10 protein-coding genes and 1 pseudogene are annotated in these 14,321 nt (G+C 69.7%); 7 read left to right on the plus strand and 4 right to left on the minus strand.

The window, feature by feature from the left end; translation table 11 throughout:
- Positions 1-10: 10 nt before the first annotated feature.
- Positions 11-2,635, minus strand: a complete 2,625-nt coding sequence (locus KEG57_RS21565; protein WP_272458745.1) for a hypothetical protein — start codon at positions 2,633-2,635, stop codon at positions 11-13.
- A gap of 135 nt (positions 2,636-2,770) precedes the next feature.
- On the opposite strand from KEG57_RS21565, the gene KEG57_RS21570 reads away from it, so the two are divergent.
- The 4 genes from KEG57_RS21570 (at position 2,771) to KEG57_RS21585 (ending at position 6,918) form a co-directional block, all read left to right on the plus strand.
- A complete protein-coding gene (locus tag KEG57_RS21570) occupies positions 2,771-2,923 on the plus strand; it encodes a hypothetical protein (RefSeq protein ID WP_272423867.1) in 153 nt (50 codons plus the stop codon).
- 162 nt (positions 2,924-3,085) lie between these two features.
- Complete coding sequence (locus KEG57_RS21575) at positions 3,086-4,243, plus strand: hypothetical protein (RefSeq protein WP_272458746.1); 1,158 nt, start codon at positions 3,086-3,088, stop codon at positions 4,241-4,243.
- A gap of 68 nt (positions 4,244-4,311) precedes the next feature.
- Entirely contained in the window at positions 4,312-6,108 is a 1,797-nt protein-coding gene (locus KEG57_RS21580) for an AMP-dependent synthetase/ligase (protein ID WP_272458747.1), read from the plus strand.
- Positions 6,109-6,162: 54 nt separating this feature from the next.
- On the plus strand, positions 6,163-6,918 hold the full coding sequence (locus KEG57_RS21585) for an HAD family hydrolase (RefSeq protein ID WP_272423862.1): 756 nt from the start codon (positions 6,163-6,165) through the stop codon (positions 6,916-6,918).
- On the opposite strand, the gene KEG57_RS21590 is transcribed toward KEG57_RS21585, so the two are convergent.
- The 3 genes from KEG57_RS21590 to KEG57_RS55665 all read right to left on the minus strand — a co-directional run bounded on the left by KEG57_RS21590 (position 6,872) and on the right by KEG57_RS55665 (position 12,129).
- Positions 6,872-8,212 carry a hypothetical protein gene (locus KEG57_RS21590; RefSeq protein WP_272458748.1) on the minus strand — a complete coding sequence of 447 codons (1,341 nt, stop codon included), beginning with the start codon at positions 8,210-8,212 and terminating at the stop codon, positions 6,872-6,874. The two genes, KEG57_RS21585 and KEG57_RS21590, sit on opposite strands and share 47 nt — an antisense overlap.
- A 165-nt stretch (positions 8,213-8,377) precedes the next feature.
- Positions 8,378-10,612: a hypothetical protein gene (locus tag KEG57_RS21595; protein WP_272423859.1), complete on the minus strand. Its 2,235-nt coding sequence runs from the start codon at positions 10,610-10,612 to the stop codon at positions 8,378-8,380.
- Entirely contained in the window at positions 10,609-12,129 is a 1,521-nt protein-coding gene (locus KEG57_RS55665; RefSeq protein WP_272423857.1) for a DUF1501 domain-containing protein, read from the minus strand. Before KEG57_RS55665 ends, KEG57_RS21595 begins: the two co-directional genes overlap by 4 nt.
- A 405-nt stretch (positions 12,130-12,534) precedes the next feature.
- On the opposite strand from KEG57_RS55665, the gene KEG57_RS21605 reads away from it, so the two are divergent.
- The 3 genes and pseudogenes from KEG57_RS21605 to KEG57_RS21615 all read left to right on the plus strand — a co-directional run.
- Positions 12,535-13,476, plus strand: coding sequence for an AgmX/PglI C-terminal domain-containing protein (locus KEG57_RS21605; RefSeq protein ID WP_272423856.1), 942 nt, complete (start codon positions 12,535-12,537; stop codon positions 13,474-13,476).
- 50 nt (positions 13,477-13,526) lie between these two features.
- Positions 13,527-13,748, plus strand: coding sequence for a thioredoxin domain-containing protein (locus tag KEG57_RS21610; RefSeq protein WP_272423855.1), 222 nt, complete (start codon positions 13,527-13,529; stop codon positions 13,746-13,748).
- Between the two features lie 12 nt (positions 13,749-13,760).
- Positions 13,761-14,096, plus strand: a pseudogene (locus tag KEG57_RS21615) (peroxiredoxin family protein); the annotation flags it as partial.
- Between the last annotated feature and the right edge of the window lie 225 nt (positions 14,097-14,321).

A 14,321-nucleotide genomic window follows, 5' to 3' on the forward strand; every position in this document is an offset into this window, starting at 1 on the left:
CGCCCTCACGTCACGACGGCGGCCCCGCCTCGATCGCCCGCCGGTAGCGCTCCCGCCGCGTCCCATCCTTCAAAATCTCGTAGGCCTCGTCGAGCACCTCGATCACGAGGCGCACATCGCTCTGGAGATCGGCCGTCGCCGCCGTGAGCAGGCGCGAGGGCTCGAAGAAGCGCCGGAGCTCCAGGTAAGCCCGCCGGATTTCGTAATTCGTCGCCGTGCGCCCGATGCCGAGCAACGCGAAGTAGTCGCCGTCCTCGACGAGCGCGACCCGCGCCCGCACCCGCATGCGGACCGCCTCCTCGTCGAGCGGATCCTCCGCGAGCCGTCGCTCGGCCGTGGCAGGCCGCACCGGCGTGAGCGCCGCGAGGACCTCCAAACAAACGAGCGCGTAGAGCAGCGGCATCATGTCAGGCCCCGATCGGGCCGCGAGCTCGCCGACGGTCGTGCCCGGCGCCTGCCCCACGAGCGCCGCTTCATCAGGCAAGAGCGCACACTCGGAGAGGAGCGTCATGCGCGTGCCTGCGTCGAACCGCGCAGCCGCGCCGCCGAGGCGCGCGACCGCGACTTCGGGCGGAATCACGCGCCGGACGATCTCCACGAAGACCTCGGCCCCCGTGGCGCCACCAAACACGTTGGGCTCGGCACGCAGGCGGCCCGGCGGCTCGGCTTCGAGCTCGAGGGTGCCGGACTCGATGAGGATCGCCCTGCCGATGATCCACTCGGCATGCGCGCGGAGGACGGGCCAGAGCGCGTCCTGCTGGAGAAATCCGTGCGCGATGAGCGCCGCGCCCGCATGCCGGCCCGAAGGCGGGAGCTTGCCGGCGAGCCGATGCGCGACGTCCCGCTCGAGGTCGCCGCGGGCCGAAAGGAAGGAGAGGAGCGCCTCGTCGGCGACGCCCGATCCAGCCGTGACCACGTCGCCGTCCTGCAAGACGACACGACGCACCGCGCCACCTTCGTGCACCGCGAGCGAGCCCGTGACGCGGCTGGCGATCGCGCGGGCGAGGGCGCGCGGCGCGTCGCCGGGGCCGAGCACCGTGGGTTGCGGGCTGCGCGGGCCCTGCGAGGAATGCGCCGGCTGCGCGGACGGAACCGGCGCCGGCGGCGGGGGCACGGGCGGAGCGAGGCGCACCGACGGCGGCGGGGCATCGGAACCGCGGCCGAGGAGGCTGGGGGCCGTGGGCGGGCTCAGGGGGTTTGGGGGCGTAGCTCCGCTCGCCGGAGCGTAGCCCCCAAGCGTGGGAGGGTTCGAGGGCGTAGCTCCGCTCGCCGGAGCGTAGCCCCCAAGCGTGGGGGGGTTCGAGGGCGTAGCTCCGCTCGCCGGAGCGTAGCCCCCAAGTGTAGAAGCGAGGCGCGGCATGCCACCCGGGACCGTCCACCGGGACGGGAAGACCGTCGGCGGCGCGATGTCGATCAAGGGCTCGATCACGGGCGGCGGCGGGCGCGGCGGCGTGGGCGCGGATGCGGGACGCGGCTCGACCGAGCGGGTGGCCGTGGTCGTCTCCGTCGGCCGGACCGGCGTGCCCGCATCGTCCGCGACCACGATGCGACTCGCGCGCGGCTCCCAGGCCGTCGCGGGGGCCTCCGAGGAAACGGCGCGGACGTCCGGCGAGCGCGGCGTCGATCCCGCGGGCGCGCTCCTCCCTGAAGACTCGCTCGGCTGCGGCGCGGACGGCACGTCGAGCACGAGGTCGCCTACGCTCGGCGGCTCGATGGATCCGGTCGAGGACACGGGCGGGTTTGGCGCGGTCGTGTTCCCTTCGGCCAGGGCAAACGAGCCGGTCGTGATGCTGAGTGCGTTTGGCCCCGTGCCCGGATCGATTCCGCCGGTGCCGAGGTCCGACTGCGAGCTATCCGCCTCGGCGTCGAGCGGCTCTTCGAGGATGGCGAGGAACTCGTCGGCGAGGATGAGGTCGAGCTCCTCCTCGACGGCCGCGGCTTGTGGAGGCGTGGACGACGAAGGCGTCTCCGCGAGCACGCGTTGCTCGGCCGCGGCGAGCATGTTCATGAGCTCGGGCGAGAGCTGCATGGGGTGCGGGGGCAGGAGCGTCGGCGGCGATGGCCCTTCGCTCTCGTCGGGCGGGAAGATCGACACGCCCATCTCGGCGATCTCGGGCGCGCCGGGGAACGCGGACTGGAAGGCTGGCGGGAAGGAGCTGGTACCGTCGTCGAGCAGACCCGGGGGCACGGTCTCGCCGGGGCGGATCGCCCGGGCGCCGCGGTCGTCGACGATCGAGTCTTCGTCGAGCGGGGCTGGGTCGGCGAGCGCGGCGATCTGGGCGACGATGGCGTGGATGTCGAGCGGCCGCGCGAAGGAGCGACCTGCGGCGGAGTGCGCGCCGATCTCGGCGGCGCGTATGCGGCTCCCCAGACAAACGAGCTCGGCGTCTTCTCCACCGGGCAGCTCGCGCAGCCGCTCGATGGCGTCACGCGCGCCGGGTTGATCGATGTCGACGAGCAGGACGCGCGGCGACTCGTCGAGCACGCGTGCTTCGAGCCGCTCGATCGGCGCGAAGGCCACGGCGAAGCCTTGCGCGCGCAGCGCCGACGCGATCGTTTGCCCTTCCGCGGAGGCATCCGCGATCAGGATCACGTCGCGACGCGGCGTGTTCGGGGCTTCCTCCATCGCGGGCACGGCGTGATCCTTCGACCCGATGCGCCAGGCTGTCAACGCGTGGCCCTGGGGTCATCCCTTCCTACGTCCAAGGCGGCGTTCGTTCCAACATTTGGGCCGCCCGCTCAGTGTATCCGGTGATAAGACGAAAGGCGCATGTCCGCCTTCGGCACCCCCCGAGAGCTCGCGCTGGTGGCCTTCCTGGTCGGGCTCGTGGTCATCCACTCGATCGTCCCGCGGATCGGCGAGGCCATCGGTGGTCACTTCGAGCGCAAAGCCAAGGGGACAGGCCCGTCGAAGGGCGCCTGAGCGAAACATCACCGCCGAACCTAGCATTCTGCATTTGCAGAACGTAGCGTCGGAGCATGAGCACGACGTGGTCTCTCGCGCGGGAAGCAGCCTGGCGCGCGCGACGTGTCCCGCGAAAGCCGACGCGCGCGGTCTCGTGAAAAACGTGGTAGGGCTCGGCCCGTGCAGACGCGCACGCGCAACGCCCTCGTCTTCGCGGCCGCCGCGGCGGTGGTCGTCGCGGCCGTCGTCTGGGTCTGGCAAAAACGCGAGATGGCCCGCCCGCTGCCCGGGACGCTCGACGCCATCCCCGAAGGCGCGCTCCTCGTGGCCACGGCCGACCTCGGCGCCCTGCGGCGCTCGGGCGCCTTCGCGCCCCTGCTCTCCGAGACCCGCGAAATCCCCGGCCTCGGCAAGGTGCGCGACGTCTGCGGCACAGACCCCATGGCCGGCCTGACGGAGCTCGGCGTGGCCGTGCCCGCGTCGGGCGGCGACGGCGACTTCGGCCTCGTCGCCTCGGGCGCCATCGACCCGGACGCCCTGCTCGCCTGCGCGAGCAAAGTCATCGAGGCGCGCGGCGGCCGCTCCGTGGTGAACCCGATCGGCGCGTTCCGCACGGTGCGCGATGCGAAGCAGTCGACGAGCGGCGCGGAGATCGCCGTGCGCGAGGGCGGGCCCATCCTGCTCGGCGCGGGCAACTACCTGCGATCGATGATCGACGCGGCGGAGGGCCGCGTGCCTTCCGCGCGGGCCGACGGGGATCATACGAAACTCGCGTCGGAAGTGGGCCCGGGCGCGCTGCGCGTGACCGTGGTGCTCACGCCGGAGCAGCGACGCACGCTGCTCGAAGAGATCGCGCTGAGCGGGGCGCAGGGCTCGCCGGCGGCGTCGGTCGTCGGGCTCGGGCTCTCGGTTTCGATCGGCGAACGTGTGGGTTTGTCGGGGGTCGTGGCCTGCGACGCGCCGGCCCCATGTGCCGATCTGGCGAAAATCTTCGACGGAAAACGCGCCGCGCAGGCGGACGACACGCTCGTGCGCCTGATGGGCCTCGGGTCGATCCTCGAGCGGCTGCGGATCGGCTCGGAGGGCTCGCGCATCTCGGCGCGCGTGGACATGTCGACGGACGAGGCGACCGAGCTCGTGACGCGCGTGATCGCCTTGCGCGCCGCGGCAGGACGGCCCAAGTCCCCGATCGAGGAAGACCGGAAGGATCCGCCCCCGCCAAACCCAAAGCCGGCGCCAACGCTCGGGGGCTCCGCTCCGCCGAGCGGAGCTGTGCCCCCGAACCCCCCGTCGGAAAACCCGGCGGCGGAGCCGGCTCCGCCGCCGAAGCCGCGCTGAATCTTACGGCAGCGTTTCCGTTTTCGGGTGGAACGAACGGTGGGCCGCTCGATTAGACTGGCGTCGCCATGACTACGCCGAACGACACCATTCCTTCCCGGCTCTTCAAGCAAGCCGAACGCAGGCCCGACGCGCCTGCCCATCACATCAAATCGGGCGGCGTCTACCGGCCGAAGAGCTACCGGGAGCTCGCGGACGAGGTCAAACGCCTGGGCAAGGCGATGATCGCGCTCGGCCAGAAGCCGGGCTTCACCGTGTGCATCCTCGGCTTCAACCGATCCGAGTGGGTCGCCTTCGACGTCGCGGCCATGGCCGCAGGCGGCGCGCCCGCCGGCATCTACACCACGTGCTCGCCCGAGGAGGTCGCGTACATCGTCCACCACGCCGAGAGCGAGATCGTCCTCGTCGAGAACGCCAGCCAGTGGGCGAAGATCGAGAAGATGCTCGGCGAACTGCCGCACCTCAAGCAGGTCGTCACGATGCGCGACGCGCCGCACATCGATCACCCGCTCGTCGTCTCGTACGAGGCGTTCCTCGACAAGGGGAAGGACGTCTCCGACGCGGACTTTTTCGCGCGCATCGCGGCGCTCGAGCCGCAGGGACTCGCGACGTTGATTTACACCTCGGGCACGACGGGGCCGCCCAAGGGCGTGATGCTCTCGCACCAGAACCTCGTGTGGACCTCGGACACGTCGCAAACGCTCGTGGGCGGTACGGCACAGGACTGCGTGCTCTCGTACTTACCGCTCTCGCACATCGCGGAGCAGATCTTCTCCATCCACGGCAGCATCACGATGGGCGGAGCGGTCTACTTCGCCGAGAACATCGACAAGGTCCCGGACAACCTCAAGGAAGTGCAGCCGACGCTCTTCTTCGGTGTCCCGCGCATCTGGGAGAAGTTCCACGCGGGCGTCCAGGGCAAACTCAAGGAAGCCACGGGCGCGAAGAAGGCGCTCGTCGAGTGGGCGATGGACATCGCGCGCGAGGCGACGGCGGTGAAGATGCGCGGCGGGCAGCCCGCGGGCGCGCTCGGTCTCCAGTACAAGCTCGCGCAGAAGCTCGTGTTCACGAAGCTGAAGAGCGCCATCGGGATGTCGCGCGCGCGCACGTGCGTGTGCGGCGCCGCGCCTGTGTCCAAGGAGATCCTCGAGTTCTTCGCGAGCCTCGACATCATCGTTTCCGAGGTCTACGGCCAGAGCGAAGACACGGGCCCGACCACGTTCAACCGGACGAACAAGACGAAGCTCGGCACGGTCGGCACGACGCTCGACGGGATCGAGGTGAAGATCGCCGAGGATGGCGAGATCCTGGTGAAGGGCCCGAACGTGTTCCTCGGCTACTACAAGGAGCCGCAAGCGACGGCCGACACGCTCGTCGACGGCTGGCTGCACTCCGGGGATCTCGGGCAATTCGACAAGGACGGCTTCCTGTCGATCACGGGCCGCAAGAAGGAGATCATCATCACGGCCGGCGGCAAGAACATCGCCCCGAAGAACATCGAGGCGGCCCTGAAGAACCACCCGCCCATCGCCGAGGCCGTGGTCATCGGCGACCGGCGCAAGTACCTCACCGCGCTCGTGGTGCTCGATCCGGCCGCCGCCGGCGAGCTCGCGGGCGCGCCTGGGGCGGATCTGGCGAAGCTGCGCGAAGACCCCGCGGTGGTGGCTGCGGTCCAGAAGGCGGTCGACAGTGTGAATTCCACGCTCGCTCGCGTGGAGACCGTGAAGAAATTTCACATCACGGACCGCCCCTTCACGATCGAGAACGGTGAGCTCACGCCCACGTTGAAGCTCAAGCGCCGCGTGGTCTACGACCGCTACGCCCGCGAGATCGACCGCATGTACGAGGGCGCGCAAGACGCCTGAGGCCAAAGGCAAGCTCGCCGGGGGCCTCCGCTCCGTGCTAACGGAGCGTGCGCCATGCACGCCGTCACCTTCGACTTCGGACAAACCCTCGCCGCCCTCGACGCGGAGCTCACGGCCGCCCGCCTCGCCGAGCGGAGTCTATCGTTCGACCCCCAACGAATCCAGGTCGCCCTCCCCGACGCATGGCGCGTCTACGATGACGCCATCCACCGCGGCCTCGGCGGTCATCCCTGGAAGATCTTCATGCGCGCGCTGCTCGAACGCGCGACCTCGTCGCCACTCGACGAGGAAGCGCTCGCGGGCGCCGTGGACTTCCTCTGGTCCGAGCAGCCGCGGAAAAACCTCTGGCGACGCCCGATCCCCGGCATGCTGGAGCTCGCGGAGGATCTCTCCGACGCGGGTGTGCCCGTGGGCATCATCTCGAACTCGGAGGGGCGACTGGCCGAGCTCGTCGCGGAGCTCGGCTGGGACGATCGGTTCCTTGTGATCGCCGACAGCGGCCGGCTCGGCATGGACAAACCCGGCCGCCCGATCTTCGCGTGGACCGCCGAGCGGCTCGGCAGGTCGCTCGATCGGATCGTGCACATCGGCGACTCGCTCGCCGCCGACGTGGAGGGCGCGCTCGGCGCGGGGATGCGCGCGGTGTGGTTCGGCGGAGATCCGAAGCGCGCGCTCGGCGAGCGAGCGCGCGTCGCGAAGGATGCGAGCGAGGTGCGGAGGGCGCTCGTCGAGTTCGGCGTCGCGGCCGCGAGCGAGCGCGTGCCTACTCGAGTTTCGCCCCGGCCTGGATCCAAGTCGCGATCGACTTGATCTCCGCGTCCGTCAGCGGCTCGCCCGAGAGCGGCATGAGGCTCGTCATGTCCGCGCGCCCTTCACAGTGCGGATCGACCTTGCAGAGCAGATAACTCGCCGCCGGTTGTCCCGGCACCACACGCTGCGCGCCCGTCTGCACGCTCGACGCGTTGATCACGTTCGCCAGGAACGTCTCCGCGTCGGGCGACAGATCCAGATCGCCCGCCTTGTCCGTGCTGTCGTGGCACTTCGACGTCGCGCAGCGCGAGCCCATCAGCGTGCGCACGCTCCCCCACGTGCCGGCCGTGTTCGGATCGGGCGCGTCGGGGTCGGGGGGACAATTTCCGTAGTCGATCGGTTCGAGGATCGACGGATCGCCCGGCTTCGTATCCGGCTTCATCCCGCGGATCCAGCACCACACCGCGCGCGTCGAGAGCGCGGTCCACGTGCGCTGGAGGAGCGGCATGCGCGGGCCGAGTTCGTCCGAGAGGAGCCGCTTGTAGAGGTAGCTCCGCCCCGGATCCCCCGGCGCGACGAGCGACCACGGCGTGGCCGAGGGATGCGCGTTGCCGTTGCCGTTCGCGTCGCCGACGCGCACCCGATCGAGATCGGTCACGCGTACGTCGAGGAAACCTTTCAGCGACGCGGGCGACGCGCCGAGGTTCACGATCACGCTCGTCGGCGAACCGCCCGCCGCGAACGACGCGCCGTCGAGCGGCACGCTGAGCACCTCGGCGCCTGCGTCGTCGAGCCTACGGATGCGCGCGCCGTTCGCGTCGAGCGACGGCGGCGCCGCGGCGAGCCGCAGCTCCACGCTCGCCGGCGGGAACGACGCGTTCTTGTCGAGGACGACCTGCAAGATCTCCCGCTCTTGCCCGCCGATCACGAGTTTGTCCCCGGGCCGCTCGCACTCGTCCGGCACGAGGCTCGGCTCGGCCGCCGTGATCTGGCAGGGCGCGTTCACGAGCGCGAGCATGTCCTTCACACCGCCGAGCTCGGGGTACTGCCGCGACGAATGGCACACGCCCTGGTTGAGCGAACACGTCTGCGCGACGCCGAGCGCGTGCAGCGACGCGATGTTCGGGTAGATCGCCTCCGCCGGATCATCGCTGCCGCCCGCGCCGCCGCCGCTTCCGCCGCTGCCGCCCGTGCTGCCGCTGCCACCGGCGCCGCCGCTCGCGCCGGCGCCGCCGCTACCGTTTCCGCCCTCGCCGCCGGTGAGGTCGACGTCCTCGTCGGCTCCGCATCCGACCGTCACCACCAGGGCGATCGAGAGTGCCCCGATCGCCCTGACTGCCCGCGACAAACCCATCCCGGTCGTCCTTTCAACGCTTGGGGCGTAGCTCGGACAAGCCGAGCTACGCCCCAAACCCCTCAACGCTTGGGGCTGCGCTCGGACAAGCCGAGCTACGCCCCAAACCCCTCAACGCTTGGGGCGTAGCTCGGACAAGCCGAGCTACGCCCCAAACCCCTTCCGTCACTGCTTCTTCGCGGTGATCGTACTCGGCCCGCAGGTGATCGTGTACGGCGCGCCGATCTGCCCCGCGACGAACGACACGTATCCGCACGTACCCTCGTACGAGATCTCCGGCGGCGTCAGCTTCGGCACGTCGGTCGCGTCCTTCGCCACGACACCGCCGAGCATGAACTGCGGCGCCGCCACGAGGACGCCGCAGAACGAGCGCAGCTTCGCATCGAGGCCCGAGAGGTTCGTGTCATCGAGCGTCGTCTTCACGAGCGCCTCGATCTGCGGCTTCTCGGTCACCGGCTCGACCCACGGCTCGCCGACGAGCCGATCCTTGAGCGCGATCACCGCGTCGCCGACGGTCGCGCCCGGCGTCGCCTGCGCCCGCGACACGATCTTCGAGACGAAGTCGTTCCCGCTGAGCGCCTTGCACGCGCCGTACGTCGCCTCCCACGAGAGCCGCCCCTGGAAGTCGAGCCCGCGGAAGCCTGGCTCCGCGTCCTTCAGCGCGAACCCGATGGCGAGCTGGAAGCTCTCCTCCGAGCCGTCTTGCGGATACTCGCTGTAGCTCGGCCACTCCATGGCGCGGTGCAGGCTGCGACGCAGCGGGCGCGACGAGATCGCGAAGACGCCGTCCGCGGGGCTGTTGCCGCGCCGGCCGACGTCCTTGTCCGCGATCGTCCACGGATCGAAGATCCGCGGCACCTCGTAGGCCGCGCTCCCGCAGCCCTCTTCCGGCGCCTTCAGGTTGAAGGCCGGGTGCGCGAGGATGTCGGCGAGCAGCTCGCGCAGCGAGAAGTGCGACGCGACGAACTTCTCCGTGAGTCCCATCAGGATGTCGCGCTGCACCTCAGTGCGCGGGAAGTAGTTCGCGATCGTCAGCCGCGTGCCCATCACCTCGGCCCACACGACGTCGACGATGTTCTGCGCGACCATGTACGCGAACGCCTCGTCCGAATCGGCGAGCTCACCCCCGGGCAAACGCACGAGCCCGTGGGCCGCGAGCTGATCCACGCCGCGCTTGAGCGCGCGTTCGAGGTCCCACACGCTCGCGCGGCGGCCCTTGTTCGGTGCTTCGGGTGTCGAACGGATTGAGCCGAAGTACGTGTCGACGCCGAGCGGATCGTCCTCCGTCGGCACGCGGAAGTTGCCGCACGCGTTGCCGCTCCAGCCGTAGGGCGGTGTCCCGCCGCCGTCGCCGACGCCCCAGTAACGCAGCATCGACAGGGCGCGCATCTCGTCCGTGCCCTTCGTCTCCTGCTCCTCTTCGGGATGCACGCCGACCGAGTTTCCGTAGAGCGCGACCTCGAACAGACCCGGCACGGGCCACGCCCGGTTCAGCGCCGGATCGTCGCTGTACGTGACGGAGTACTCGCTGTTGTGGCAGGTCAGACAAACCCGATCACGATGCAGGTAGGCCCGCTCGAAGATCGTGCCGAAGTTCTGCCGCCGCGCGCGCTCCATCTCGTATTCGCCCACGTTCGCGCCCGAGTACGGCTGCGACATCATCGCGAAGAGGTTCGCGCGATACACGGGCGAGAGGTCGTCGAGCTCGAGCGCCGACGAGAGGAGCTGGTTCATCGTGAACCCGGGGTTCGGCGGGTTCTTCGCGTTCGCGTCGTTGTCGCGCACCCACGCGGCGAGGTTGCCGTTGTCGAACGCCGCGGCCGGCGGCGAGCCGTAGCACTGCTGCAGCGACTTCGTTTCGATGCGGTTCACGCGCAACGTGTCCATGAAGAAGTCGCTCCAACGCTGCCGGAACGCGTCCTCGCGCATGAGCGCGCGGGCCACGAGCTTGCGCGCGTTCACGAGGTCCTCGCCGTAGGGCGGAAGCGCGCCGCCGAGCTCGCCGAACTTGCCGGCGGCCTCGAGGTCTGCCTTGCGGATCGCCGTGATCGCGTCGGTGTACGCGTTCACCTCGGCCTGGCCCCACGGCTTGCGGCCGCTCACCGCGACGATCGCGCGGCGCACCCACGCTTGATCACTCGCCTGGCACTCGGTCCACACGTGCTCGGGCGTGTGCGGCGTCGGGTCTCCACCCTCACCGCCGCTTCCACCCGCGCCGCCGACATCGCCTGCGCCGCCTTCACCACCGCTGCCGCCGCTGCCAGCGCTCCCGCCGACGCCGGGTCCCGAAGGCTCGGACGGGTTCGTCCCGCCGCTACATGCGGGCGCTGCGGCCATCGCGGCCGCGCACGTGATCGCCAGGGTGAGCGTCGAGAGCCCGGAAAAACGCCTGGTCTTCATGCCACCACCCCCAGCTGCCGCTGCTGCACGAGTTTCGCGGCCTCGATCTCCGTCGTCGCGCCCGGCACGTCGGAGACGTTGAAGCTCTCCTGCGCGAAGGGCCAGATGCCCAGCGAGAGCAGCGCGGCCATGCGGTTCTCCTGCGGCGTCGACGCGATCGTCGCGCGCCCGTCCTCTCCGCACGCGCCGAACACGCCCTTGCCCGAGGGCCGCACCGGCCCGCCGATGAACACCACCGGGAAGCCGTACGGCCAGTGATTTCGCCCCTCGCTGCCTTGCTTGAACGGCGTACGCCCGAACTCCGTGGTCAGCACGATCAGCGTCTTGTCGAGGTCGAGCTTCGCCGGGTTGTTCTCGCCCGGCGCGTTCACCACCGAGAGCAGCTGCCTCAGCGTGTGCGACAGGTTCCGCGCCTGCGTGAACGAGTTCTCGCCGTGCGTGTCGTACCCGCCGCCGCCGTCGGCCGAGATGAGCCCTGTGTCGACGATGCACACGTACCTCGCGGGCACCGTCGGGTGCCGGAGCAGGTGCGCCGCGAGCTTCAGGTTCATCGTCATCGCGTCGGTGTTCGAGTTGTCCCCGCAGTTCGCCCCGGGGATCTTCGTGAAGAACTGCGGCTCGAGCACGCCCTGGATCGCCTGCGCGTTCGCGATCGAGCTCGACGCCGCTTCGAGCTCGCCGAGGCGCGGCGCGCGCAGCGGATTGCCTTGCCCCCGGAAGCGCAGCCGCTCGTGGTACCGGTCGATGTAGCCCTGCATCAGCGCGTCGTACTGCGCGCGGTTCTGCCCGATCGTCCCGCGGGCGAGCAGGCTCGTGAGGTCACCCGCCGCGTCGACCTTGATGGCGAGCGGACGCGCCGCGCCGGGGTGCATTCCGATCGACACCACGCTGCGAACGTTGTCCGTCGGAAGCCCGTTCGCGCCGTTCGACATGAGCGCATACGAGTACGGCGCGCGCCCCGGCTCGTTGAACCGTTCGAGGAAGTAGCGCTGCACGTGCGCGCCGAGCCCCGAAAACGCCGGATGCCCGAGCCCACGGCCGCCGAGCATCATGGGGATCGCGCCCTCGTGTGGCTCGAGGTCGTGCGCCGAGATGGAGACGCGCGTCCGTTCCATCACATCGGGCCGCTCGCGCAGGGGCATCACGAAGGGACCGAGGTGCACGGCTTGGCCCATCGAATCGGCCGCGAAGGGCTCGGTCAGCGGGCCTTGAAACGCACACTGGTCGACGGCGGCCTGCACGTGACCGGACTGCAGGTACGCGTGCCACTGCGTCCCGCTCGCCTCTCCGAGCGACGGGACGCAGTAAAACGACTCGTACTGGCTCACGCCGCCGTAAAGAAAGATCTCGAGGATATTTTCGGCCTGCAGCTCGAGCGGCAGCATGGCGCCCTCGGCTTCCTTCGGCACCTCTCCGAACGCGCGTGCTTGCCGCATGCCCCAGAGCGATACGCCGAGGCCGCTGGCGGCCGTCGCGGCGACGAGCCCTGCGCCCTTGAGAAATTCGCGACGCTTCACGTAAGCCTCCAAGTCAACGTGCCCGGACGAACCCTGCCGTCCGGCACGTGTCTACGTTCTCTTGCGCGGAACGGGTGGTCAATCAAGTTTTCAACGTCCCGCCGGAACGTTCTGAAAACAGCATCGTTGGTGCCGCAACGTCACGCGTACGCCCCCATCCATTCCGACAGGAGCGTGAAATGCCATGCCCATTGAAGGCACACGAAAGCGACGATACGCGCCGCGGCATGCAGCAGGACGGATAACGACGCCACGACGACAACGTGCTCGGGTGCGGCGAGAGCGTGCTCGGCGGGGGCGGGCGGCGCAGGTTCGTGGAAAATCCCGACCGACGGGAAGGGTCTGCATTGCGCATTCCCGGGGTCGCCTTGACGCACCCCGGCGTGCCTCCTAGCATCCGCGCCGATGCTGCGCGTCCTTTGGCCCTCGTCTCTCGCTCTCCTGCTCGTCGGCTGCGCCGGCGCCACGCCGCCGCCCGACGCGCCGCCGAACCCGGAGGCGAAAGCCCCGCCCGCCGAGGCGCCGCCCGCGCCCGAGGCCAAGGCCGAACCCCCGAACAAGGAAACGAACGTGATCGGAGCGCTCGACGCCCCGGTGGGGAAGCTCGAGCCGGCCGAAATCCAGAAGGTCATCCGCGGCAACTTCAAAGCGTTGCGGGCTTGTTACGAGGAGGGCCTGCAAAAAACCCCGAACCTCGAAGGTCGCATCGCGGTCAAGTTCGTCATCGGCAAGGACGGCAAGGTCAGCCAGGCCGCGGAAGATTCGCCTGCAACCCTCCCCGATCCCGATGTCGTGAAGTGTGTCATCGCGGCCGTCGAAACCCTGACGTTCCCCGCGCCCGAGGGCGGCGTCGTCAAGGTCGTCTATCCGATCATGTTCTCCCCGGGCGGCGGCGACGCAATGAGCAATTGCAAGAAAACCGCCGAAGAAAAAGACGGCATTCGCACGGTATCGATCGTCTGCGACAAGCAAACGCTCAAGGTCACGGACATGCCCGTGCGGGCCGTGGATGAGAAATTCGCCGACGCGATCCTGACCGGATTCGAGCAGCAATCGCCGAAGATGCGGAGGACGCGCGGAAAACCGACGATCGCCGACAAACCCGGATGGTCCACGCTCGTCGACGGACAAACCTGGGTCTCGACGCTGCTCGTCACCGAGGTGACGAAGGGACGCGCGCTCGTCGTCTCCTGCCTCGACGAGACCGGCGGCACGAGCTCCGGCCGGTGCGACACGCTGGTCGAGTTCATCGTCAAGCGCGAGGCCACCGCGGGCACCACGCCCTCGCCGTCGCCCACGCCGAAGCGGCCGCTGCCCACGGGGACGGCCACCGGCAGCGGCTTCTGACGTTTTTCCAGGGCTTGCCGCCTCGGGCACGCCCCTGTATGCTCCCGCTCATGTCCGCGCCGATCCGCGCTTCGCGCCGCCTCTTCCTCCTCGGTGCCGCGCTCCTCACCGTCGCTTCCGGCTGCACCCTGAAGACGCGCGGACCCGCGCTCGCGACCTCGGCCCCGGCGCCCGCATTCTCGCTCCCGTCGCACACGGGCGAGACTGTCACCCTGGCGAGCCTCACCCAGAAAGGCCCCGCGGTCGTGGTGTTTTACCGCGGCCACTGGTGACCGTACTGTCGTAGCCAGCTCGGGCAGCTGGCAAGAATGAATGATCGATTCCGGAGGCTCGGCGTGGGCGTCGCGGCGATCAGCGTCGATTCCGAGGAGGAGTCCCGCGAGCTCGCCGCGAAGCTCGACGTACATTACCCGCTCTTGCGGGACGACGGCTTGAAGACCGCGCTCGCGTACGGCGTGGCCATGCAGGGCCAGGACATCGCGGTCCCCTCGACCTTCGTCATCCTGCCGGAGGGTCGGATCTTCTTCCGGCAGATCGGCGAGAGCATGGCCGACCGACCGAGCACCGCCGAGCTGCTCGATATCGTCGACCGCGCGCTCGTGGAATCACGGCGCCATTGAGCCTGGAAGCGCCGGGAGGGGTGGGAGGTAGTTCGAGGCGGGACATCCAGCCGGACACGCGTCGTCCTCCCTCGGCGGTGGCATCCGTTTCGCTGCCGAACACGCGCCATCCGATGACGGGGGACGGTGTCGTCTGTCCAGCATTCCAAGGCCTAACGGGTCGGGTCCGCTCCCTCCTCCGCGCGTGCGCTTCCCCCCCGTCCCCGGCCGAAAACTTGTCCCACG

It is taken from the genome of Polyangium jinanense (assembly GCF_028435365.1).